Genomic DNA, 21,727 nt, shown 5'->3' on the forward strand with positions numbered 1-21,727 from the left:
CGGGCGAACAAAAGGGTGAATCGGTAGAATTCAGGCCATGGCGGAGCGACGGGTCGCCCCGACGGCGCTCGCCCTCGTCCTGGAGTCGGACACGGGTTCCACGGTGCTGAGCCCCGGTCACGACTACCAGGTGGGGCGCGATCCGTTGAGCGACATCGTGTTCGACGATGCCCGCGTCTCGTGGCACCACGCGGTCCTGCACTGCGACCACGACCGCTGGACGCTCGAGGACGCCCGGAGCACCAACGGCACCTACGCCGACGGCCTGCGCGTCAACGAGTGGGAGGTCCGCCCCGGCAGCGTCATCCGCTTCGGCAACCCCGACGACGGCCCCCGGCTCGTCCCGGTCGCTCCGGAGGAGAGCACGGAGCGGCCCTCGGCGGTCTCCCACCCCGAACTGACCGGAACCTTCCGCAGCCCCAGCAGCGTACGGCCGCTGCCCCGGCACACCGTCCGCATCGGCCGCGCCGACACCAACGACCTCGTCGTGGACGACCTGACCGTCTCCCGCCACCACGCCGAACTGCGCGCCGACGCCGACGGCGGCCGCGAGATCGTCGACCTGGGCAGCCACAACGGCACCTACCTCAACGGCCGGCCGGTCGACCGCGCCCCGGTCCGCCCCGGCGACATCATCGGCATCGGGCACGTCACGTACTGCCTGGTCGGCGACGAACTGCGCGCGTACCTCGACACCGGCGAGGTCTCCCTGGACGTGCAGGACCTCACGGTCACCGCCGACGGCGGCAGCAGGACCCTGCTCGACCACGTCTCCTTCCCGGTGGGGCAGAAGTGCCTGCTCGCGGTGGTCGGCCCCAGCGGTTCCGGCAAGTCCACCCTGCTCAACGCCCTGACCGGGCAGCGGCCCGCCGACCACGGCACCGTCCTGTACGACGGCCGCGACCTGTACCACGACTACGCCGAGCTGCGCGGACGCATCGGCCTCGTCCCGCAGGACGACATCCTGCACCCCCAGCTCACCGTCCACGCCGCCCTGACCTACGCGGCCGAGCTGCGCTTCCCCGAGGACACGGCGAAGGCCGAACGGCGTGACCGGGTGGACGAGGTGATCCGGGAACTCGGCCTCGAGCAGCGCGCCGGACAACCCGTGCACAGCCTCTCCGGCGGACAGCGCAAGCGGGTCAGCGTCGCCCTGGAACTGCTCACCAAGCCGTCGCTGCTGTTCCTGGACGAGCCGACCTCCGGCCTCGACCCCGGGATGGACCGCTCGGTGATGCACATGCTGCGCGGCCTGGCCGACGACGGCCGTACCGTCGTCGTCGTCACCCACAGCGTGCTCAGCCTCGGCGTCTGCGACCGCCTCCTGGTCCTCGCGCCCGGCGGCCGGATCGCCTACTACGGCCACCCGGACGACGCCCTCGCCTTCTTCGGCTTCGACCAGTGGCCGGAGGCCTTCGAGGCGTTCGACCGCGACCAGGACCGGGACTGGGCGGGGGAGTACCTCGACTCGCCGTTCCACCGGCACTACGTCACCGAGGCCACCACCCAGCCCCGCCACCCGGACTCGGCACCCATCGCCCCCGCGCCGCCGCCCCGCCCCCGGAGCCGGCACGCGCAGCTGGCCACCCTCGTCCGCCGCTACACCGCCGTCCTCGCCGCCGACCGCACCTTCCTCGCCGTGATGATCGCCCTGCCCTTCCTGATGGGCGCGATGGACCGGGCGCTCGCCGGCGGCAGGCTCACCCAGGACACCGCGATGAACGCGCTCCTCATCCTGTGCGTCGGCGGCGTGCTCACGGGCGCGGCCAACGCGGTGCGCGAACTCGTCAAGGAACGCGCCGTCTACCGGCGCGAACGCGCCGTCGGCCTGCCCAGAGGCGCGTACCTCATGTCCAAGATCGTGGTGCTCGGCACGGTCACGGTGGTCCAGGCCGTCGTCCTCACCCAGGTCGCCCTGCTCGGCGTGGACCTCAACGCCCCCGGCGGCCACGGCGTGCTGCTGCCGCCGCTGGCGGAGATCACCCTGGCCGTCGCCCTGCTGTCCTTCACCGCCATGATGCTCGGCCTGCTGGTCTCCGCGCTGGTGCGCAAGGAGGAGGTGACGATGCCGCTGCTGGTGCTGCTCGCCATCGTCCAGGTCGTCTTCTGCGGCGCCCTGCTCCCGCTGCACGGCGTACCCGTGCTCGAACAGCTGTCCTGGCTGGTGCCCTCGCGGTGGGCGTTCGGCGCCATGGCGAGCACGGTCGGACTCGCCCGCCTCGTGCCCGGGGATCTCACCGCCGACCCCCTGTTCCGGCACTCGACCGGGGTCTGGCTGCTCGACCTCGCCATGCTCCCGGTGCTCTGCGTGGTCTACGGCCTGCTGGTCGCCCGGCTGCTGCGTCGGCACGAACCCGCCGTGATGCGGAAGTAGGCGAGGCCATGTCGCGACCGAAGCAGCCGGGCACCGGGTTCCGACCCACCCACGTGGTCCCGCCGGACGGCATGCCCGCGTGGGAGGCGCCGGACCCCGGCCGGCCCACGGTGCCCCTCGACGCGCTGCTGCCGGTCGAGCTCGTGGAACGGCTCGGGGACTGGGGCCACATCCGCTGCGCCAACGGCTGGGCCGCCTGGGTCGACGGCCGCCTGCTGGTCGCCGTGCCCCAGGACCCGCCCGCGGGCGACGGCCCGCCGGCCGGCACGGACGACCCGCGCCCCCTGCTGGCCCGCGCCGAACAGGCCCTGGCCGCCTACCGGTCCGCCCTGGAGGAGCTGGCCGACGGAGGTCTGGACGGCCAGTCCTTCGAGGACCGGACGGAGGGACTGCGGATCGGGATCGTGGTCGACGGGGAGGCCGTGTGGGTGTACGACCACGAGGAGGGGCGCTGGATGTACGGCGAGGGGCGGCGGATGGCCCCCTACGCCACCGACCGGCCGCCCGCGCACCGGGGCACCGGTCACGCGGACGAAGGGCACGAGCGCGCCGGGCACGAGGACAGCGGGCACGCCGCCACCCGGATGGCAGCCCCGAAGGGTGAGCTGTGACGGCGCGCCAGGCGGGCCTCTCCTTCGGCCGGCCCTCGGAGCTGATCGGCTGCCAGGTGGCGAGCTACCTGGTCGAGAGCGAGGTCGGGCGCGGCGGCATGGCCGTCGTCTACCGCGCCCGCGACCTGCGCCTCGACCGCACGGTCGCGCTCAAGCTGCTGGCCCCCGAACTCGCCCGCAACGACACCTTCCGGCAGCGCTTCACCCACGAGTCCCGGGTGGCCGCGGCGATCGACCACCCGCACATCGTGCCCGTCTTCGAGGCCGGCGAGACGGACGGCGTGCTCTACATCGCCATGCGGTACGTGCCCGGCCGGGACCTGCGCCACCTCCTGGACGAACGCGGGCCGCTGACGTTCGACGCGGCCGTGCGCATCGCCGCCCAGGTGGCCTCCGCGCTCGACGCGGCCCACGAGCACGGCCTGGTCCACCGGGACGTCAAGCCCGGCAACGTGCTGGTCGCCCGGGGCACCGACAGCGACCATCCCGAGCACGTCTACCTCACCGACTTCGGGCTGACCAAGAAGTCCCTGTCCCTGACCGGGTTCACCAGCGTCGGCCAGTTCGTCGGCACCCTCGACTACGTGGCACCGGAACAGATCTCCGGCCGCCCCGTCGACGGCCGCTGCGACGTCTACGGCCTCGCCTGCGTCGTCTACGAGACCATGGCCGGCCGCCCGCCCTTCCAGCGCGAGGACGACATGGCCCTGCTGTGGGCCCACCAGTACGACGAACCGCCCCCGCTCACCGAAACCCGCCCGGATGTCGCCCGGAGCGTCGACGCCGTCTTCGCCAGGGCGCTGGCCAAGAGCCCGGACGCCCGCTACGACACCTGCCTGGACTTCATCTCCGCCCTGCGTGCCGCCCCGGCCGGAGAAACGGCCGACGAAGCGGCCGGCCCGGTCGGCGAAGCGGCCGGCGGTCACCCGGTCACGGAGGCCGGCCACAGGGCGCCGCTCCAGCCCCGGCAGCCGCCCCCGTGGGCCCGGCCGGTCTTCCGCCAGGGCTCCTGCTAGGCGCGCTCCCGCCAGGCGCCGGCCGGGGCCGTGACGCGGGTCCCGCACCGGCCCGCCCCCGGTCCCGGGTCAGGGCTCCGGCTCCGATGCCCCGATCCGGCCCCGCCGGTGCAGCGGCCGGGCCGGCAGCGCGCCCAGGAAACCGGCCGCCAGGCCCCACAGCGCGCCGAGCCCCACGGCCTGCCACAGCCGGGGCCTGAGGAAGACCTCCCCGGACAGGCCGCCCCCCAGGTCGCCGATGCCGAGCAGGGACAGGCCGTAGTGCGCCGACATGCGGCACAGCAGGCAGACCATGAGCACGGTGAGGGCCAGCGCGACGGCCAGCCGTACGGCGTGCCGCCAGGCCGGGAGGCGGTCGGGGGTCCGCATCGCCATCAGGAAGGCGACCGCCAGGAGCAGCACCACGTCCGTGACCAGCAGCCACCACATCCGGCTGTCGTACGCGGTGAGCGTGCGCAGGTTCAGCGTGGCGATGCCGGGGGTGCGCAGGATCTCGTCCAGCACGTGCGGCACCGGGAGGCCGAACGGGCCGTCCACCCGGCCGTGCCAGGTGGCGCCCTGGCCCAGGGTGAGGGCGAGCCAGGCCAGGTTGGGCAGGCCGAGCAGGATCACCGCGAAGGTGTCGCCGCCGTGCCCGCGGTTCGCCGCCGACACCAGCGCGACGACCAGGCCCAGGGCGACGTACGCGAGGAGCAGGACGACCATGGCGTGCGCGGCCGGCCGCACCGACGCGTGGCAGCGCAGCAGCCGCCCCGGCAGCGGGGCGCCGGACGCGACCAGCAGGGCCAGGACCAGCACCCCGGCGAGCCACAGCAGCCCGAACAGGACGGTCAGCGGCACGTTCGTGGTGAACCCGACCGTGGGGGCCGCGTCGAACAGGCCGGTGAGGTCGTCGAGCGTCCCGTCGCCCAGGTCCACGGCGAACGTCTGCCGGGCGGCGAACGCGAGACCGGTCAGCGCGAGCAGCCACAGCACCGCGAGCCGGGCCGCCCAGCCCGCCAGTTCCCCGGCCGACGCGACCGCGCGGTGCCGCAGCGGCCGCAGGAATCCCGCGCCGATCACCAAGGCCCCGGCCAGGGTCACCGACAGGGGCATCACCGTAAGGCCGGCCCGGGTCCGCGCCAGCGCGCCCGCGTCGCCGGAGAGTTCGAGGGTGCCGCCGACGGCGGTCACCACGGTGGCCGTCACCACCCGGGCGAACGCACCGTCCGGCAGGTCCGCGGCTCCCGCCGCCCACAGCCCCAGCGCGGCGGTCACCAGCATCACGACCAGCCCGGCCAGCACCGTGACGAGGGCCCGCACCCAGCCGTGACGGGCGGCGGGCCGCGCGGGGACGGGGGGAGCGCTCACCTTTGTCACGCTAAGCAGGACTGGGCCACCCCGCCCGCCGGGAGGCCCGTACGCGTCGGCTTGCGGGGCCCCCGGGACCCGGGCACACAATGGGCTCGAAGTGTCGAAAACACACAAAACGGGACTTTTCTTGATATAAGCCGCGCATTGCGACGGGAAGAAGGCCTCGTGAGCGTCGACCCTCCGTCCTCCGGCCGTCCGACCGGGCCTCCCTCGGGCCCCTTGTCGGGACCCTCCCAGCCCCCCGCCGGACCTCCAGCGCCGCCGCCCGGCGGCGGCTCCGGAGCCGGTTCCAGAGGGGGGCCCGGAGGCGGCTCAGGAGCCGGTTCGGGCCCCGGGGAGCCGCACCCGCCGTGGTGGCGGAACACCCCCCGGATCGCCGCCGTCACCGCCGTCGTGGTCGCCGCGGCCGTCGTCGCGGTCGTGCTCACCCGCCCCGGAGGCGGCTCCTCGGCCAAGGGCGGCGAGGTCTTCCTGCAGGCCGCGAACCAGACCGGCCCCGACCCCTTCACGGACTCGACCGCCACCGGCGGCACCACCCCGCCGAGGTCCTCCTCCGGCGTGCCCACCGTTCCGGGCACCTCCACCTCCCGGGGTGCCGCCACTTCCTCGGGCACCGCGTCCGCGCCGGCCAACGAGGTGCGCGCCGTCCAGGGCAGCGCCCCCGGCCTCTACAGCGGCACCCGGAACCGTCCGAGCTGCGACGTCGAGAAGCAGGTCAAGGCGCTGCAGGCCGACCCGGCCAAGAACCGCGCGTACGCCTCCCAGGTCGGCGTCCAGCCGTCCGCCGTCCCCGCCTACCTGCGCTCGCTGACCCCCGTGACGCTCCGCGCCGACACCCGGGTGACCAACCACGGCTACCGGGGCGGCGGCGCCACCAGCTACCAGGCCGTCCTCCAGGCCGGCACCGCCGTGCTGGTCGACGCGCACGGCGTGCCCCGCTCGCGCTGCGTCTGCGGGAACCCGCTGACGCCGCCGGTCGCCCAGCGCGCGCCCCGGACGACGGGTGACCACTGGGCGTCCTACCGGCCCTCGAACGTCATCGTGGTGACCCCGGCGCCCAGAGTCGTCAACGTCTTCGTGATCTACGACCCCCACCACGACGACTGGTTCCACCGCCGCCGCGGCGACGACACCGCCCGCTACGACCGGCACACCGAGCCGCCGAGGGACACCCGCCCCTGGAACCGGCCCGTCTCCTGCCTGTCCAGCCCCGGCACGACGGGCACGCCGGGCGTCTCCGTGGGGCCCTGCCCGCCGACCCCCGCCGCGACGACGACCGGGCCCTCGAAGTCGTCCACGTCGCCGAACCCGTCGTCGCCGACGCCCTCCGGCTCGACCTCGCCCGGTTCGAGCGGGAAGTCGCCGTCCGGATCGTCGTCCGAGTCGCCGTCCGGGTCGTCCTCCAAGTCGTCGTCGTCCGAGTCCCCCTCGAAGTCGCCGTCGTCCGAGTCGCCGTCCCCGTCCTCCGAGTCGCCGTCGAAGACCGGGTCCGGCTCCTCCGAGGCACCGTCGTCCCCGACCCAGGCCCCCACCTCCTCTCCGGCCCCGACCTCGCAGGGCACCACGTCCGGCTCCTCGGCCGCGACCTCCTCCGCGCCGCAGAGCTCGGCAGGCCCGGAAACCTCCACGCGGGTCGGTCAGCCGGACACCGGGAGCGCCCCCGGACAGCCCCCCGCCGGTACCCCCGCGACCTGAGAAACGGCCCGGCGAGCCCCGTGCGCGGTGGGCGAACACACTGGGGGGACTGCCGTGGCCGCCTGTGGGTACGAGGATGGGTGCGAACACGATCGGCCGGACCGGGATTCCGAGAGAGACAGGCATGAGCGAACACCTGGGCGGGGCAGTGATACCGACTGGTTTCGACGTACCCGTGGAGCCGCTCCGACGCGCGGCGCATTACACCGGCGAACCCGGATGCATCGCCGAAGCACGCGGTTTCGCCGCCCAGTTCCTCGAACAGCTGAGGACCGAGTGGTGCGCGGACATCGACAGCCGGACCGACGGTGAACTGCTCCTCGTCGTGAGCGAGCTCGTCACCAACGCCGACCAGCACAGCAACGGCCCCTACATCCTGGAGCTCGAGGGGACCGACACCGCCGTCGAGGTGGCCGTGTACGACAGCAACGTCGCCCTGCCCCGCCGGTTCCCCAAGAACCCCGAGCGCGTCGGCCGTCATGGCCTGGAGATCGTGCACGCGGTCGCCTCCCAGGTGACCGTGCAGCGCGTCCCCGTCGGCAAACGCGTGTGCGCGCGGGTGGACCTCAACTGATCCCGGAGCCCGGGCGCGCGGTGCGCCCGGGCGTCCGTTCGGAACGGTCAGGCGCAGCCGAGCTCGCCCAGCATCCCCTGGCGCAGCCGCGCGATGATGCGCTTGATCAGGCGGGACACGTGCATCTGGGAGCAGCCGAGCCGCTCGCCGATCTCCGCCTGGGTCGCCTCCTCGACGAACCGCATGTGGATGATCTGCCGGTCGCGGTCGCTGAGCTCGGCCATGAGCGGGGCCAGCGCGTGGAAGTCCTCGACGAGCCTGAGGCCCTCTTCCTCGACCCCGATGAAGTCCGCGAGCACGGCCTCGCCGTCCTCGGGGCCGTCCCCGGTGAGAGCGGCGTCCAGGGAGGAGGAGTTGTACCCGTTGGAGGCGAGCTGGCCCTCGACCACCTCGTCCTCGGAGATGTTCATGAGCGTGGCCAGCTCGGCGACGGTCGGGTCCCGGTCGAGCCTGCTGGACAGCTCCTCGCGGGCCTTGGCCAGCTCCACGCGCAGCTCCTGCAGCCGCCTCGGCACGTGCACGGCCCAGGTGGTGTCCCGGAAGAACCGCTTGATCTCGCCCACGATGTACGGCAGCGCGAAGGAGGTGAACTCGACCTCGCGCGCCAGCTCGAACCGGTCGATCGCCTTGATCAGGCCGATCATGCCGGTCTGGACGATGTCCTCCATGTCGTCGCCGCGCCCCCGGAACCGGCCGGCCGCGAAGCGGACGAGCGACATGTTCATCTCGATGAGGGTGTTGCGCGCGTACTGGTACTCGAGCGTGCCCTCTTCCAGCTCGGTCAGGCGGCGGAAGAACTGGCGGGACAGCTCACGTGCGTCACGCGGCGCGACGGAGGCCGGGTCCTCGATACCGGGCAGCGCCCGCTCGCCCGTCCCGGCCTGCGCGGACTCTCCGACGAACCCTGCTTTCGACCGGATCCCGGCAGTTTTCATTACCTCTCCCACGAAAGTCACGGTGCGACGGCCGCCTCCGCGGCCCTGCTGTCTCCGACTCCACGCCCAGGTGACTGTTCCCGGGTACCCGGAATTCGGGCTGCCATGCCTACCCCGCTGCTTCGTTCACGTCACGCGTACCCGCGGTGACGCCCCGCATGCTCACCGCCTCCGGCACTGGCCGGAATTCGTCGTTCTCCGGTGGGACGGCGTGCCCGGGTCCTAGGGTGAGGGGATGACCGACCAGGTGAGCGACGAAGCCCAGGTGATCCCGCTGCGCCCCGGGCCCGCCCGTCCGCAGGCGCCGGAGCCCGCGCCCCGGGAGCCGTTGTGGCGCGATCTGGTCGGTGAGGTGCTGCGTCGCGAGCGGCTGGCGCAGGAGCGCACCCTGCGGGACGTGGCCGAGGAGGCCCGGATCTCGCTCCCCTACCTCTCCGAGATCGAACGCGGCCGCAAGGAGGCGTCCTCCGAGGTGCTCGCCGCCGCGGCCCACGCGCTCGGCATGGGCCTCGGCGACCTGCTGTCCCGCACGCACGGCGAGCTGACCCGGCACACCGGGGTGCGACGCCGGCCGGCCGGGGCGCCCGGCCACCAGGGCCGGCGGTACGACGGGCTGTGCCTGGCGGCCTGAGGGCCGCCCGCCGGCCCGGCCGGTCCTCGAACCGGGCGTCGTCCGCGCCGTGTCCCCGCCTCGGTCGACGCCTCAGTCCACACCCTTGTCCCGTAGCTGCCGGAAGAAGGTCCGGACGTCGGTGACCAGCAGGTCCGGCTCCTCCAGGGCGGCGAAGTGACCGCCCCGCTCGAACTCGGTCCAGCGCACGATGTTCTCCGTCCGCTCCGCCCGGTGACGCAACGGGATCTGGGGCTCGGCCGGGAACAGGGCCAGGGCCGTCGGCACCGTGGACGGTTCGCCGGGCCGGGCGGTCCGGCCCCGGGCGTGCGCCCGCTCGTAGTAGAGGCGCGCGGACGAACCGGCCGTGCCGGTCAGCCAGTACAGTATGACGTTCGTCAGCAGCCGGTCCCGGTCGACGGCCTCCTCCGGCACTTCGGCGCAGTCGCTCCACTCCCGGAACTTCTCGACGATCCACGCGAGCTGACCGACGGGGGAGTCCGTCAGCGCGTACGCCAGGGTGTGCGGCCTGGTCGACTGCAGCACCGCGTACCCGGTGCCCTCGCGCGACCACTCGTCCCACCGCCGCCACGAAGCGAGCGTGTTCTCCCGCTCCTGCGGCCCCAGCCGGTCCAGCTCCTCGGCGCCCGGCTCGGCCGCCGCCTGGGCGCCGGGCAGCAGGGTCAGGTGCACGCCGGTCACCCGGCCGGGGTGGGCGCGGCCCAGCTCCCGGGAGACGGCCGCGCCCCAGTCGCCGCCGTGCGCCCCGAACCGCTCGTAGCCGAGCCGGCGCATCAGCTCCGCCCACGCGTCGGCGACCCGGCCCGCCTCCCAGCCGGACTCCTCCGTCGGCCCGGACAGCCCGAACCCGGGGATGCCGGGGACGACCACGTGGAAGGCGTCGGCCGCCTCACCACCGTGCGCCACCGGGTCGGTGAGCGGCCCGACCACGTCCAGGAACTCGACGATCGAGCCGGGCCAGCCGTGGGTGAGGACCAGCGGGGCCGCGTCCGGCTCGGGCGAACGCACATGCGCGAAGTGGACGTGCGCCCCGTCGATCGTGGTGGTGAACTGCGGCCACTCGTTGAGTCGCGCCTCGGCCGCCCGCCAGTCGTAGCCGTGCCGCCAGTACCGGGCCAGGCTCCGCAGGTAGCCGCCGGGGACCCCGTACTCCCAGCCCGCCCCGGGCAGCTCGGCCGGCCAGCGGGTGCGGTCGAGGCGGTCGTGCAGATCGTCCAGGTCGCTCTGCGGGATCGCGAGGCGGAACGGCCGGATGGTCTCGGTGGACGCAGACGTCATGGCGCGGATGCTAGTGGGCACCGCGCCCGCCGCCCGGGAGGCCGGTCGGGGGCCGGCCGATGAGTTCGACCGCGTTGCCGAGTCGATACCGATGACCGTGTTCCCCAGCCCAGGAGGTGCTCATGACCACCGACGCATTCACCACGTGTCTCTGGTTCGACGGCCAGGCCGAGGAGGCCGCCGAGTTCTACGTGTCCGTCTTCAAGAACGCCAGTCTCGGCCGGGTCAGCCGCTACACCGAGTCCGGGTACGGCGAGACCGGTGCCGTGCTCACCGTCGAGTTCACCGCGGGCGGCCAGCGGTTCATCGCGCTCAACGGCGGCCCCCAGTTCAAGTTCAGCGAAGCCGTCTCCTTCCAGATCCCGTGTTCCGACCAGGAGGAGATCGACCACTACTGGAGCAAGCTCACCGAGAACGGCGGCGAGCCAGGCCCCTGCGGCTGGCTCAAGGACCGGTACGGCGTCTCCTGGCAGGTCGTCTACGACCGGCTGGGCGACATGATCCACGACCCCGACCCGGCGAAGGTCGAGCGTGCCACCAAGGCCATGATGGCGATGGGCAAGCTCGACGTCGCCGCGCTCGACAAGGCGTACGCGGGGGAGTAGAGGACCACCACGGCCGTCGCCCGGCCCCGGCGGGACCCCGGCGCTCACGCGCCGGGAGCCGTCCGCCAGGGCCGGGCCGGTGGACCCGGGGGTCCTGGTTCGGCCGTGCCTGCGGGCTAGACCCGGTCGGCCACGATGAGCAGGTACTGGAAGCTGCCGTTGCGGTACGCGGACAGGAACGTGTCCTCGATGCCCGTGACCAGGTGGTCGGCCTCCCGGCGCAGCTCCCAGTACGGGATCGCCGCCTCCGTCAGGTCCTCGACGTGCACCGGCACCAGCCGGTTGCGGGCCATGGCCCGGAAGTACGCCGAGCGCGGGTGGATGTCGCAGATGTAGTGCGCGTTGATCAGCGAGACCTCGCGCGACGCCTGCCCGTAGGTGTCGTTGTAGCAGCCGGTGATGGTCACGTACCGCCCGCCCCGGCGCAGCAGCCGGGCGTGTTCGGCGAAGAGCAGGTCCAGCTCGACGTACATCGTGGACTCGTTGTTCCACGACGCCGCGTACGCCCCCGACGTGAAGCCGGTGTCGAGCATGTTGCGGTGGTGGTAGCGGACCTTGTCGCCGATGCCCCGCCCCCGCGCCTGCTCGTTGGCGAAGTCGGCCTGCTTGGTGGAGAGGGTCACGCCGTCCGCGTGGCAGCCGTACCGCAGATGGGCCACGACGCTCCCGCCGCCGCGGCCGCAGCCGGCGTCGAAGACCCGGTCGGCGGGGGAGAGCGGGCCGAGGTGCCGGGCGAGCAGCTCGGCCTGGGCGTGCTCCAGGCGGTGCAGCTCGGTGGTGAGCAGCTCCCGGCGCAGGGCGGCGTCGGGCTCGTCGAGCACGGAGCGGTCGGCGGCGCCGATGCCGTAGTGGTGGTGGTACAGGTCGTCGATCTTCCCGAGGTCGAGGTTGACCGGGTTCTCCTCGGCGTTCCAGTAGTCCGCGACACGGCTCTGGTACGTGGACTGGGCCGGCACCGGGGCGGGCGCGGTCCGGGCGACGGGGACGGTCGTCAACGGTGACTCCTCGTTGCTCATGTGACGGTTCTCGTGTGGTTCTCGTTCGTTGGCGCGGGGTGGTTACCAGTAGTCGGGCAAGTGGTAGCGGTGGGTGTTGGTGGCGTGCCACTCGTGGTTGCCGGACACCCAGGCGGCGAGCCCCTGGGCGTAGCGCTCCACGGGGGGCGAACCGGCGGAGAGGAGGGCCGACTCCTCCTCGAAGGCGTCCATGATCCGGTTGTGGATCTCGACGGACCGCAGGTAGGCGGCCTTGAGGCCGCACCGCTCGTTGGCGGCGACGACCTGCGGCAGGTTGAGGTGGTCGGGATCGCTCGCCAGCTCCTTGGTGAAGGAGTACAGGTCGTTGACGATCGTGGTCGCGTTGCAGGCCAGAGCGGTGATCCGCTGGATCTCGGGGCGGGCGTAGAGCTGCTCGGGCAGTTCGTAACCGTCCACCGCGTCGACGATCGACAGGCAGGGGCGGAAGTTGTTGAACTGCCGCATCACCAGGTACTCCCACACCCGGGGCACGTACCGGGTCTCGGCCCAGGCGGCCTCGGCCAGGTAGCCCAGGTGGAGCCGGGCGATGTCGTGCACGAACCGGGTGGTCTGGCTGGGCGTGGCGAACGCGGCATAGTCGGTGAGGGCGAAGTGGTACGAGCGCAGCGGACCGTCGGCCCGCATGCCCTGGCGCCACTCCTCCTCCAGTTCAGGGATGCCGTGGTACGGGTCGAGCGCCGACTGGGCCATGATCAGCCGGCCGCCGAGGCCCCGGCGCGCGCCGCCCCGGCCCTCGTCCTCCTCGCAGTAGCAGGAGTCGACCACGTTCTCGGCGAGCAGCAGCTGGCCGGCGACCGTCAGGCGGTCCAGGTCGAGCGCGCCCGGGTGCTGCAGGGCGACGGCCCGGCCGAACTGGAAGCCGGAGAAGTCTCCCTTCCAGGCCTCGGGGAACAGGTCGAGACCCCGGGCCCAGGTCTCCAGGCGGCGGTCGATCTCGGCGGCCTTCTGCGGGTCGGCGGGCGCGGCCGGCCGGTGGCGCAGCCCGGGGATCGCCCCGGTGCGCCGCTCGCGGCGCATGCTCCCGGCGATGTCCGGCGGTCCGGGCAGGGTGTAGGACGCGGGGGGTGTGCTCATGGCGTGCTCCCGGCCGTCACTCGGCAGTCCGGCCGATCTGGACGTTCTCCAGGATTCCCGCCGCGTCGGGGACCAGGATGGCCAGCGAGTAGTAGGCGGTGACGAGGTAGTTGACGATCGCGGCGGTGTCGATGCCCATGAAGCGGACGTTCAGGCCCGGCTGGTACTCCTCCGGGATGCCGGTCTGGTAAAGGCCGACGACTCCCTGGTCGGCCTCGCCGGTGCGCAGCGCGATGATGCTGCTGGTGTGGTCCTCGGTGACCGGGATCTTGCTGCACGGGAAGATGGGCACCCCCCGCCAGGCGGGCACCTCGTGGCCGTCGACGCTCGCCGTGCCGGGCACCAGGCCGCGCTTGTTGCACTGGCGGAAGAAGGCCGCGATGGCCTTCGGGTGGGCGAGGAAGACCTTCGTCTTGCGCCGCATGGACAGCAGTTCGTCCATGTCGTCCGGGGTCGGCGGCCCCGTCCAGGTGCTGATCCGCTGGCCGTAGTCCACGTTGTGCAGGAGCCCGAACTCCCGGTTGTTGACCAGCTCCCACTCCTGCCGCTCGCGAATCTCCTCGACGGTGAGCCGGAGTTGCTGGGCGGTCTGGTCCATCGGGTCGTTGTAGAGGTCGGCGACCCGGGTGTGCACCCGCAGCACGGTCTGGGTGAGCGACAACTCGTACTCGCGCGGGTTGAGTTCGTAGTCGACGAAGCCGCCCCGCAGCGTCGGCTCGCCCACGTGGCCGGCCTGGACCGGGACCTCCGCCTCGCCCTTGCGGTTCATCGGCCTGCGCTGCCGTTCCACGTAGGCCTGGAGATGCGCGGCGAGGGACGGCGCCCGCTCGGTGACCTCGCGCACCACGGCCCAGGGGAGTGCCAGCACCACTCCGGCGGTCTCGGCCCGCACCGAGGTCAGCCAGAGCGGGTCGGACTGGCCGGCCGCCTCGTCGCCCATCTGGTCGCCGTCGGTGACGACGCCGACGACCTCCTCCTCGCCGTACTTGCCGCGGGTGTAGCGGGTGAACCGGCCGTGCACGACGAGATAGGTCTCGGTGACCGGCTGCCCGGCCTCGAACAGCACCTGGCCGGCGCGCACCTCGCGGGGCCGGAACCGGCCGGCGAGCTCCCGCAGTACGTCGGTGTCGGGATAGCCGCGCAGGACCGGCAGTTCGGTGAGCGTCTGCGGGATCACCCGGATGTCGTCCGCGCCGTTCTGCTCGAAGTGGACGCGGCCGCGGCCGGTGCGCAGTTGCAGACGCCGGTTGACCCGGTAGGCGCCGCCCTTGACGTCCACCCACGGCAGTGACTTCAGCAGCCATCGCGAGGTGATGGCCTGCATCTGCGGTTCGGTCTTGGTGGTCGTGGTGAGCTGGCGGGCCGCCTGGGTGCTCAGGCTGGTGAGCTGCCCGTCGGCCGCGGGCCCGGGGGCGGGTTCGTCGACTGCGGTGCCGGTGGCGATGTCCGGAGTGGACACATTCCCTCCTGCGGAGAGGCGAACACGGGTGATGCGGATCGGTCGGTGGTGCGCGGGGTGCTGGTGCGCTTCGACCAGCGAAACAGGACGCGTGATCTCCCGGTACCGCGTGAAAGGGGCGGTTTTGATCATTGCGGGGTGCAAACCCGGCAACGAGAGCGCGCCGCGGTGGTGGGGAAGATCGCGCGCCGGTGGATCACCTCCGCGCCCCCGGTGACCCGGGGTTTCGGCACCGGACGCCTCGGCGCGCGGGCGGGCGGCTGGGTGGTTAGCGTGATGTACCGGGACGCACCATTCGACCGGGAGGGCCGGACATGGCCGTGCAACCTGAAGGAACGCCCTGCTGGGCCGACGCGATGTTCGGTGACCTCGAGGGCGCCAAGGCGTTCTACGGCGACGTCCTCGGCTGGACGTTCGGCGAGTCGACGTCGGAGTACGGCAACTACACGCAGGCCTACGCGGACGGCAAGGCGGTGGCCGCGGTCGTGCCGCCGATGTCGGGGCAGGAGGGGCATTCGCAGTGGTGCCTGTACCTCGCCTCGCCGGACGCCGCCGCGACGGCGGGGAAGATCCGCGACAACGGCGGCGAGGTGCTGATGGAGCCCATGCGGGTCGGCGACTTCGGCACCATGTGCCTGGCCCGGGAGCCCAGCGGAGCCGTGTTCGGCGTCTGGCAGGGCGGTGTGCACGAGGGCTTCGAGGCCACGGGGGTGCCGGGCGCCTACTGCTGGGCCGAGGTCTTCACCCGGGAGCCCGAGCGGACGGACGCCTTCCTGACCGCCGTCTTCCCCTACCGGGCGAAGCGGATCGAGGACGACGCGGTCGACTTCGGCATGTTCGACGTGGGGGAGGAGACCGTCCTCGGCCGGATGCGGATGACCGACGACTTCCCGCCCGAGGTGCCGTCGTACGTCAACGTGTACTTCACCGTCGAGAACTGCGACGAGGCCGTGGCCCGGGCCGTCAAGCTCGGCGCCGTGCTCCGCTTCGGTCCCATGACCAGCCCCTTCGGCCGGTTCGCGGCACTGACCGACCCGCAGGGGGCGAACTTCTCGGTGATCGACGTCACCACCACCGAGGGGGAGATGCCGAGGACCGCGGACGCCTGAGCCGCCCCGCGGTCCCGCCGCGGCCGCGGGCGTCGGCCGGCCGCCCCCCGGCGGCACCGGGCACCGGTGCGGTCATGGCATGATCGGGCGCATGCGTGAACGTGTGGTGGCCGCGTGCGACGGGGCTTCGAAGGGAAACCCCGGACCGGCCGGATGGGCGTGGGTGGTCTCGGACGACGAGCGGACCCCCGCCCGCTGGGAGTCGGGCCCGCTCGGCCGGGCCACGAACAACGTCGCCGAACTCACCGCGCTGGAGCGGCTGCTGACCGCCGTCGAGCCGGACGTGCCGCTGGAGATCCGGATGGACTCCCAGTACGCCATGAAGGCCGTCACCACCTGGCTGCCGGGCTGGAAGCGCAACGGCTGGAAGACGTCCGCGGGCAAGCCGGTCGCCAACCAGGACCTGGTGGTCCGTATCGACGCGCTGCTCGACGGCCGCTCCGTCGACTTCCGCTACGTCCCCGCCCACCAGGTCGACGGCGATCCGCTGAACGACTTCGCCGACCGCGCGGCCAGTCAGGCGGCCTCGGCGCAGGAGGCGGCGGGCAGCGCGCTCGGCTCGCCGGAGCCGCCGGCGTCGCCCGACACCCCCAAGGCGGCGCCCGCGCGGAAGAAGGCGCCCCGCCGCACCGGAGGCGGAGCGTCCTCGCGCACCATCAAGGCGAAGTTCCCCGGCCGCTGCCTGTGCGGCCGCTCCTACGCCGCCGGCGAGTCCATCGCCAAGAACGCCGAGGGCTGGGGCCACCCGGAGTGCCGTACGGCCGACGCCTGACCGGGAGCCGGCCGACGCCTCGTCAGGCGTCGAACGTGTAGAACTTCGTGTGGTCCAGCAGGTCCGCCGGGCGCACGTCGTTCCACGGCTTCATCGTCTCGTTCAGGTCGACGACGTCAGGCGTCCCGCCGCCCGGCACGTAGCCGGAGTCCGGGTGCCGGCGCTGCCACTCGGCCCACAGCTTGTCGACGTAGGCGTGGTGCAGCCAGAACACGGGGTCGTTGGGGGAGACCCCGGTGCCCATCTGCCCGCCGACCCACACGTGGACCCGATTGTGCAGGTTGACCCCGCGCCAGCCCTCCAGGTTGTTGCGGAACCCGTCGGAGGAGCTGTTGTACGGCGCCGCGTCGTACGTGGACATGGCCAGCACCGACTCCACCTCCGCGCGCGTGGGCAGCTCGCGCACACCCACGCCCAGGGCGCGGCGCAGGAACGTACGGCCGTCGACGCGTATGTTCATCGGCCAGTTGCCCGAGGAGGCCGCGAACGGGCCGTCCATCACCCGGCCGTCGGTGGCGCGCCCGGTGCCGCCGAGGAAGTCCGGCGCCCACAGCGCGGCGCGCACCGTGCGGTCGGTGCTCCAGTCCCAGTAGGGCAGCGCCACCGAGGAGTCCACCGCCTGCAGCGCCCGCTCGAAGTCGAGCAGGAACCTGCGGTGCCAGGGCAGGAAGGACGGGGAGCGGTGGCCGGTCCGCTCGCCGGTGTCGGTGTCGGCCATGATGAAGCCGTTGTGCGTGCGGACGAACTCGTCGTAGCGTCCGCTGCGCTTGAGTTCGAGGACGGCGTTCACGAACCGGCGCTTCTCGTCGGCGGTCAGGGCGGCCTGGTTCTTGCGTACGGTCATGTGCGCGGTGCTCCGGAAGTCCTTGGCTGGGCGGTCAGTTGGCGGGGAAGGGCAGCAGCGGGGCGCCCTGCAGCTCGTCCACCGCGGCCCGGGCGGCGGCCCGCGGGGTGGGCACCGGGTCGTAGTGGCTGACGACGCTGATCCAGCTGCCGTCGGCGTTGCGCATCACGTGCAGTTCCACCCCGTCCACGAACACGGACCAGCCGCCGCCGTGTTCGTGGTGGTGACCGCCCATGCCCGAAGCGCGGCCCTGTATCCGGCGGCCCTTGTAGACCTCGTCGAAGGACTCCGGGGAGCCGTGCTGGTGTCCGGCGGCCGACGCGGCGGGCGCGACGAGGCCGGCGGCGCCCGCCGTGGCGGCGAGCGCGGCCGCCGTGGTCAGCGCGCGGCGCCGGGTGAGTTCGGGCATGCGGGTCCTCCAGGAAAGGTGTTCGAGTGGTGACCCCGCATGCCTACCGGGCCGCCCGGGACAGGAGGAAATCACCCGGAACCGGTTGGCTGTGATCCGGACAATTGCCCACATGTCGTGCAAGGTTGAACAAAGATGATCTTGCTCGCGCAGGGGTGGCGTACGCGGCGGAACAGGGAATTCCTTGCCGGTGCGCGCCCCGTTCCGGTGATCCTTCTCCCGCACCGCCCGCCCGAGTGGCGCGGATCACCACGGAAGGCTGACGCGATCCCGGAGCCACGCGCCGCCTCCTCGTCCCCTGCTACCGTGCGGTGCCGTTCGGGCACGTTCGGTGAGCGGGAAGGGTGCACGCGTGAAGGTCGTCTGTGTCGGGGGAGGCCCGGCGGGCCTGTACCTCGCCATCCTGCTCAAGCGGCAGAACCCCGCCCACGACGTCACCGTCCACGAACGCGACCCCGAGGGCTCGGCCTACGGCTGGGGCGTGACCTACTGGCGCGCCCTGCTCGACCGGCTGCACACCCACGACCCCGACTCCGCCCGCGCCGTCGCGGAGCACTCGGTGCACTGGAACCAGGGCGTGGCCCATGTGCGCGGCCAGGTCACCCGGCAGCCCGGCGACGAGGGCCACGGCATCAGCCGCCACCGCCTCCTCGCGATCCTCGCCGACCGCGCCCGCTCCCTCGGGGTGCGGCTGGAGTTCGGGTCCGAGGTCACGGCCGACGACCTGCCGGAGGCCGACCTCGTCGTGGCGGCCGACGGCGTCCACAGCGCCCTGCGCACCCGGCACGCCGACCACTTCGGCGCCCGGCTCCAGGAGGGCCGCAACCACTACGCCTGGCTCGGCACCGGCAAGGTCTTCGACGCCTTCACCTTCGCCTTCGCCGAGACCGGCCACGGCTGGATCTGGGCCTACGGCTACGCCTGCGGCGACGGGCGGAGCACCTGCGTGGTGGAGTGCTCCCCGCGGACCCTCACCGGCCTCGGCCTGGACCGCGCGGACGAGGGCGAGGCACTCGCACTGCTGGAGAAACACTTCGCCGAGATCCTCGACGGCCACCCGCTCACCGGCCGCTCCCCGGCCGGCGGCCCCCTGCCCTGGCCGAGGTTCCGCACCCTCACCAACCGCACCTGGCACCGCGGCAACCTCGTCCTGCTCGGCGACGCGGCCCACACGACCCACTACTCCATCGGCGCCGGCACCACCCTCGCCCTGGAGGACGCCATGGGCCTGGCCGCCGCCCTGCGCGAGCACACCGGCCTGCCCGACGCCCTGGCCGCGTACGAGCACCGGCGCCGGTCCGAACTGCTCGGCGCGCAGAGCGCGGCCCGCCACAGCGCCCGCTGGTACGAGGACCTGCCCCGCTACATCGACCTGCCGCCGCACCGCATGTTCGCGCTGCTCGGCCAGCGCCACTCGCCCCTGCTGCCGTACGTCCCGCCCCAGCTCTACTACGGCCTCGACAAGGCCGCCGGCCGGGTCGACGCCCTGCGCACGATCAAGCGCCGGCTCGGGCCCCGGGTCGCCCGCGCCCTCCAGTCCCGGTCGGCGGACGAGCGTGGCCGGCACGGGCGCACACCGCCCCGGCCACCTTGGTGAATGGTCATTCACCGGATAAGGCGAATTGTTATTCACCGCCATTCCGTGCTGCCCGCAGGAGCGTCGATGGACCAGGATCCCGCCCCGATATCACCGCCGCCCGGCACCACCCCGGAGGCGCTCCCCCTGCGGGACCGCCTCACCATTCCGGTGCTGGCGTCGGGCGGCATTCTCATGGCGGTCATGCAGACCGTGGTCGTCCCGCTCCTGCCGGACCTGCCCCGGCTCACCGGGGCCTCGGCGGCGACGGTCTCCTGGATGGTCACCGCGACCCTGCTCTCCGGCGCGGTCCTCACCCCGGTGCTCGGCCGGGCCGGCGACATGTACGGCAAGCGCCGCGTCCTCACGGCGGCCCTCGTGCTGATGACCGCCGGCTCGGTCATGTGCGCGCTCTCCTCCGACATCGCCGTGCTGATCGCGGCCCGCGCGCTGCAGGGCGCCGCCGCCTCCGTCGTCCCGCTGTCGATCAGCATCCTGCGCGACGAACTCCCGCCGGAGCGGCGGGGTTCGGCGGTGGCCCTGATGAGTTCCACGGTCGGCATCGGCGCCGCCCTCGGCCTGCCGCTCGCCGCGCTCGTCGTCCAGTACGCCGACTGGCACACCATGTTCTGGCTGACAAGCGCCCTCGGCGCGGCCGGCGTGACGGCCACCTGGTGGGCGGTCAAGGAGTCGCCCGTACGCGAACCGGGCCGCTTCGACGTGCCCGGCGCGCTCGGCATCGCCGTCGGCCTCACCTGCCTGCTGCTCGCCGTCTCGCAGGGCGGCACCTGGGGCTGGGGCAGCCCGCGGGTCCTCGGCCTGTTCGGCGCGGCCGTCGCGGTCCTCGCCCTGTGGTGGTGGCAGCAACTGCGCACCCCACGCCCGCTCGTCGACCTGCGCCTGGTCACCCGGCCCCGGGTCGGCCTGTCCCACGTGGCCGCCCTGCTCACCGGGTTCGCCTTCTACGCCAACTCGCTGGTGACCGCCCAGCTCGTCCAGGCGCCGAAGGCGACCGGCTACGGCCTCGGGCTCTCGATCGTCGCCACCGGCCTGTGCCTGCTGCCCGGCGGCGTCACCATGCTGCTCTTCTCACCGCTGTCCGCCCGCATCTCGGCGGCGCGCGGCCCCCGCATCACCCTCGCGCTCGGCGCCGCCGTCATCGCCTGCGGCTACGCGCTGCGCATCGCCGACAGCCGCGACCTGTGGATGATCATCCTGGGCGCCACCGTGGTCGCCACCGGCACCACCCTGGCCTACTCGGCGCTGCCCACCCTGATCCTGCGCGCCGTCCCGGCCGGCCAGACCGCCTCCGCCAACGGGGTCAACGTCCTGATGCGCACCATCGGCCAGGCGACCTCCAGCGCCGCCGTCGCCGCCGTCCTCGTGCACCACAGCAGCCCGCTCGGCGGCCTCGCGGTGCCCACGCTGCACGGCTACCTGCTGGCGTTCGCGATGGCCGGCGCGGTCGCCCTGGCCGCCTGCGCCGCGGCCCTGTCGATCCCGGGCGACCGGCCCTCCGACGACACCCGGGCGGCCCGGGGCGCCACCCGGGGCGCGCGCGACGGGGCGATGGAGGGAGCATGAGTGCCGTGAGCACTCCGTCCGGTCCCGCGCCGACCGCCACGGGCCGCCGCGACGCGGAGGCCACCAAGACCGCCATCCTGAAGGCGGCCCGATACCTGCTGGCCCGGCACGCGCACGCCGACATCACCCTGCGCGCCGTCGCCGAACGGGCCGGTGTCAGCCCGCCGTTGATCCTGAAGTACTTCGGCAACAAGGACACCCTCTTCGCCCGCGTGATGTCCTTCGACACCGACGCCGACGACCTGCTCGACGCACCCCTGGAGGAGCTGGGCCGGCACATGGTCCGCCACGTGCTGGCCAGCCAGCGCGAGCGCGGCGCCGACCCGCTGCTGCGCATCGCCTTCGCCCCCCTGCACGGCGACCACGGCGACGTCCTGCGGGCCAACTTCCGCGCCCAGGTGACCGAACGCCTCGCCGGCCGGCTCCCGGGCCCCGAGGCGGGCCTGCGCGCGGAACTCGCCGTCGCCGCACTCCTCGGCCTCGGCGTCATGTACGGCATCGCGCGCGGGCCGCATCTGCGCGAGACCGGCACCGACGCCATCGCGGACCGCTACGGCCCCCTCGTGCAGGCGCACTTGACGCCCTGACCGGGCCTCCACCGTCCCTCCGGCCTCTCCCCCCGGACCCACCCCGCCCACCCGTGCCCCCGGACCCGGCGCCGGCCCGCGCGCGCGGACGCGCGGACGGGCGGGCCGGCGGGCCGGCGGGGCAGGGCATCCGGCCGCGCGGGCGACGCACCGGTGCTCCGGCGGAGCGCCCCGTTCCGCGTCAGGCGCGCCCTGATGACACAC

At 73.3% G+C, this 21,727-nt stretch carries 20 protein-coding genes; 12 read left to right on the forward strand and 8 right to left on the reverse strand.

Annotation, left to right across the window (positions count from 1 at the left end; genetic code table 11):
- The first annotated feature begins 37 nt into the window (after window positions 1–37).
- Genes PV343_RS09510 through PV343_RS09520 form a run of 3 tightly spaced genes read left to right on the forward strand, consistent with a single transcriptional unit; the run spans window position 38 to window position 4,001 of the window.
- A complete protein-coding gene (locus tag PV343_RS09510; protein ID WP_319146382.1) occupies window positions 38–2,374 on the forward strand; it encodes an FHA domain-containing protein in 2,337 nt (778 codons plus the stop codon).
- Window positions 2,375–2,382: 8 nt separating this feature from the next.
- A complete protein-coding gene (locus tag PV343_RS09515; protein WP_319146383.1) occupies window positions 2,383–2,985 on the forward strand; it encodes a hypothetical protein in 603 nt (200 codons plus the stop codon).
- Complete coding sequence (locus tag PV343_RS09520) at window positions 2,982–4,001, forward strand: serine/threonine-protein kinase (RefSeq protein ID WP_319146384.1); 1,020 nt, start codon at window positions 2,982–2,984, stop codon at window positions 3,999–4,001. Before PV343_RS09515 ends, PV343_RS09520 begins: the two co-directional genes overlap by 4 nt.
- Before the next feature lie 69 nt (window positions 4,002–4,070).
- Here PV343_RS09520 and PV343_RS09525 read toward each other — a convergent pair whose 3' ends face one another.
- A complete protein-coding gene (locus tag PV343_RS09525) occupies window positions 4,071–5,351 on the reverse strand; it encodes a streptophobe family protein (protein ID WP_415923472.1) in 1,281 nt (426 codons plus the stop codon).
- A 168-nt stretch (window positions 5,352–5,519) separates the two neighbouring features.
- On the opposite strand from PV343_RS09525, the gene PV343_RS09530 reads away from it, so the two are divergent.
- Together PV343_RS09530 and PV343_RS09535 are read left to right on the forward strand one after the other, a co-directional pair.
- On the forward strand, window positions 5,520–7,049 hold the full coding sequence (locus PV343_RS09530; protein WP_319146386.1) for a DUF6777 domain-containing protein: 1,530 nt from the start codon (window positions 5,520–5,522) through the stop codon (window positions 7,047–7,049).
- Window positions 7,050–7,173: 124 nt separating this feature from the next.
- Window positions 7,174–7,623: an ATP-binding protein gene (locus PV343_RS09535; protein WP_319146387.1), complete on the forward strand. Its 450-nt coding sequence runs from the start codon at window positions 7,174–7,176 to the stop codon at window positions 7,621–7,623.
- Between the two features lie 47 nt (window positions 7,624–7,670).
- Here the strand turns inward: PV343_RS09535 and PV343_RS09540 are convergent, their stop codons facing one another.
- Complete coding sequence (locus PV343_RS09540; protein ID WP_319146388.1) at window positions 7,671–8,558, reverse strand: RNA polymerase sigma factor SigF; 888 nt, start codon at window positions 8,556–8,558, stop codon at window positions 7,671–7,673.
- 235 nt (window positions 8,559–8,793) lie between these two features.
- On the opposite strand from PV343_RS09540, the gene PV343_RS09545 reads away from it, so the two are divergent.
- Entirely contained in the window at window positions 8,794–9,189 is a 396-nt protein-coding gene (locus tag PV343_RS09545; RefSeq protein WP_319146390.1) for a helix-turn-helix domain-containing protein, read from the forward strand.
- A 72-nt stretch (window positions 9,190–9,261) separates the two neighbouring features.
- On the opposite strand, the gene PV343_RS09550 is transcribed toward PV343_RS09545, so the two are convergent.
- Entirely contained in the window at window positions 9,262–10,467 is a 1,206-nt protein-coding gene (locus PV343_RS09550) for an epoxide hydrolase (protein ID WP_319146391.1), read from the reverse strand.
- A 122-nt stretch (window positions 10,468–10,589) separates the two neighbouring features.
- Here PV343_RS09550 and PV343_RS09555 point away from each other — a divergent pair, with 122 nt between their 5' ends.
- Window positions 10,590–11,072 carry a VOC family protein gene (locus PV343_RS09555; RefSeq protein ID WP_319146392.1) on the forward strand — a complete coding sequence of 161 codons (483 nt, stop codon included), beginning with the start codon at window positions 10,590–10,592 and terminating at the stop codon, window positions 11,070–11,072.
- A 116-nt stretch (window positions 11,073–11,188) separates the two neighbouring features.
- Here the strand turns inward: PV343_RS09555 and PV343_RS09560 are convergent, their stop codons facing one another.
- From PV343_RS09560 to PV343_RS09570, 3 genes are read right to left on the reverse strand one after another with little or no spacing between them, the layout of a single operon-like run.
- Window positions 11,189–12,088, reverse strand: coding sequence for a geranyl diphosphate 2-C-methyltransferase (locus PV343_RS09560; RefSeq protein WP_319146393.1), 900 nt, complete (start codon window positions 12,086–12,088; stop codon window positions 11,189–11,191).
- A gap of 42 nt (window positions 12,089–12,130) precedes the next feature.
- Window positions 12,131–13,183 carry a family 2 encapsulin nanocompartment cargo protein terpene cyclase gene (locus tag PV343_RS09565; RefSeq protein WP_319146394.1) on the reverse strand — a complete coding sequence of 351 codons (1,053 nt, stop codon included), beginning with the start codon at window positions 13,181–13,183 and terminating at the stop codon, window positions 12,131–12,133.
- Between the two features lie 16 nt (window positions 13,184–13,199).
- On the reverse strand, window positions 13,200–14,642 hold the full coding sequence (locus PV343_RS09570) for a family 2B encapsulin nanocompartment shell protein (protein WP_319146395.1): 1,443 nt from the start codon (window positions 14,640–14,642) through the stop codon (window positions 13,200–13,202).
- Between the two features lie 314 nt (window positions 14,643–14,956).
- Here PV343_RS09570 and PV343_RS09575 point away from each other — a divergent pair, with 314 nt between their 5' ends.
- Both PV343_RS09575 and PV343_RS09580 read left to right on the forward strand, forming a co-directional pair.
- Window positions 14,957–15,751, forward strand: coding sequence for a VOC family protein (locus PV343_RS09575; RefSeq protein ID WP_319146396.1), 795 nt, complete (start codon window positions 14,957–14,959; stop codon window positions 15,749–15,751).
- A 79-nt stretch (window positions 15,752–15,830) separates the two neighbouring features.
- On the forward strand, window positions 15,831–16,523 hold the full coding sequence (locus tag PV343_RS09580) for a ribonuclease H family protein (protein ID WP_319146397.1): 693 nt from the start codon (window positions 15,831–15,833) through the stop codon (window positions 16,521–16,523).
- Window positions 16,524–16,545: 22 nt separating this feature from the next.
- On the opposite strand, the gene melC2 is transcribed toward PV343_RS09580, so the two are convergent.
- Window positions 16,546–17,367 (reverse strand): tyrosinase MelC2, encoded by an 822-nt coding sequence (melC2, locus tag PV343_RS09585; RefSeq protein WP_319146398.1) that lies wholly within the window; start codon window positions 17,365–17,367, stop codon window positions 16,546–16,548.
- A gap of 34 nt (window positions 17,368–17,401) precedes the next feature.
- Window positions 17,402–17,776 carry an apotyrosinase chaperone MelC1 gene (gene melC1, locus PV343_RS09590; protein ID WP_319146399.1) on the reverse strand — a complete coding sequence of 125 codons (375 nt, stop codon included), beginning with the start codon at window positions 17,774–17,776 and terminating at the stop codon, window positions 17,402–17,404.
- A 352-nt stretch (window positions 17,777–18,128) separates the two neighbouring features.
- Between melC1 and PV343_RS09595 the strand changes: the two genes are divergently transcribed.
- The 3 genes from PV343_RS09595 to PV343_RS09605 all read left to right on the forward strand — a co-directional run bounded on the left by PV343_RS09595 (window position 18,129) and on the right by PV343_RS09605 (window position 21,523).
- On the forward strand, window positions 18,129–19,373 hold the full coding sequence (locus tag PV343_RS09595; protein WP_319146400.1) for an FAD-dependent monooxygenase: 1,245 nt from the start codon (window positions 18,129–18,131) through the stop codon (window positions 19,371–19,373).
- Between the two features lie 66 nt (window positions 19,374–19,439).
- Entirely contained in the window at window positions 19,440–20,936 is a 1,497-nt protein-coding gene (locus PV343_RS09600) for an MDR family MFS transporter (RefSeq protein ID WP_319146401.1), read from the forward strand.
- The gene (locus PV343_RS09605; protein WP_319146402.1) at window positions 20,933–21,523 is read left to right on the forward strand and encodes a TetR family transcriptional regulator; all 591 of its coding nucleotides are present in this window, start codon (window positions 20,933–20,935) and stop codon (window positions 21,521–21,523) included. The genes PV343_RS09600 and PV343_RS09605 overlap by 4 nt, the downstream gene beginning before the upstream one ends.
- Window positions 21,524–21,727 lie beyond the last annotated feature (204 nt).

Origin of the sequence: Streptomyces sp. WI03-4A, assembly GCF_033792105.1 — a bacterium.
Lineage (GTDB): Bacteria > Actinomycetota > Actinomycetes > Streptomycetales > Streptomycetaceae > Streptomyces > Streptomyces collinus_A.

Bases quoted from the DNA above. Each gene is read 5' to 3' on its own strand.
- PV343_RS09510 (WP_319146382.1), top strand. From the start codon at position 38: ATGGCGGAGCGACGGGTCGCCCCGACGGCGCTCGCCCTCGTCCTGGAG.
- PV343_RS09515 (WP_319146383.1), top strand. From the start codon at position 2,383: ATGTCGCGACCGAAGCAGCCGGGCACCGGGTTCCGACCCACCCACGTG.
- PV343_RS09535 (WP_319146387.1), top strand. From the start codon at position 7,174: ATGAGCGAACACCTGGGCGGGGCAGTGATACCGACTGGTTTCGACGTA.
- PV343_RS09540 (WP_319146388.1), bottom strand. From the start codon at position 8,558: ATGAAAACTGCCGGGATCCGGTCGAAAGCAGGGTTCGTCGGAGAGTCC.
- PV343_RS09545 (WP_319146390.1), top strand. From the start codon at position 8,794: ATGACCGACCAGGTGAGCGACGAAGCCCAGGTGATCCCGCTGCGCCCC.
- PV343_RS09550 (WP_319146391.1), bottom strand. From the start codon at position 10,467: ATGACGTCTGCGTCCACCGAGACCATCCGGCCGTTCCGCCTCGCGATC.
- PV343_RS09555 (WP_319146392.1), top strand. From the start codon at position 10,590: ATGACCACCGACGCATTCACCACGTGTCTCTGGTTCGACGGCCAGGCC.
- PV343_RS09560 (WP_319146393.1), bottom strand. From the start codon at position 12,088: ATGAGCAACGAGGAGTCACCGTTGACGACCGTCCCCGTCGCCCGGACC.
- PV343_RS09565 (WP_319146394.1), bottom strand. From the start codon at position 13,183: ATGAGCACACCCCCCGCGTCCTACACCCTGCCCGGACCGCCGGACATC.
- PV343_RS09575 (WP_319146396.1), top strand. From the start codon at position 14,957: ATGGCCGTGCAACCTGAAGGAACGCCCTGCTGGGCCGACGCGATGTTC.
- PV343_RS09580 (WP_319146397.1), top strand. From the start codon at position 15,831: ATGATCGGGCGCATGCGTGAACGTGTGGTGGCCGCGTGCGACGGGGCT.
- melC2 (WP_319146398.1), bottom strand. From the start codon at position 17,367: ATGACCGTACGCAAGAACCAGGCCGCCCTGACCGCCGACGAGAAGCGC.
- melC1 (WP_319146399.1), bottom strand. From the start codon at position 17,776: ATGCCCGAACTCACCCGGCGCCGCGCGCTGACCACGGCGGCCGCGCTC.
- PV343_RS09600 (WP_319146401.1), top strand. From the start codon at position 19,440: ATGGACCAGGATCCCGCCCCGATATCACCGCCGCCCGGCACCACCCCG.
- PV343_RS09605 (WP_319146402.1), top strand. From the start codon at position 20,933: ATGAGTGCCGTGAGCACTCCGTCCGGTCCCGCGCCGACCGCCACGGGC.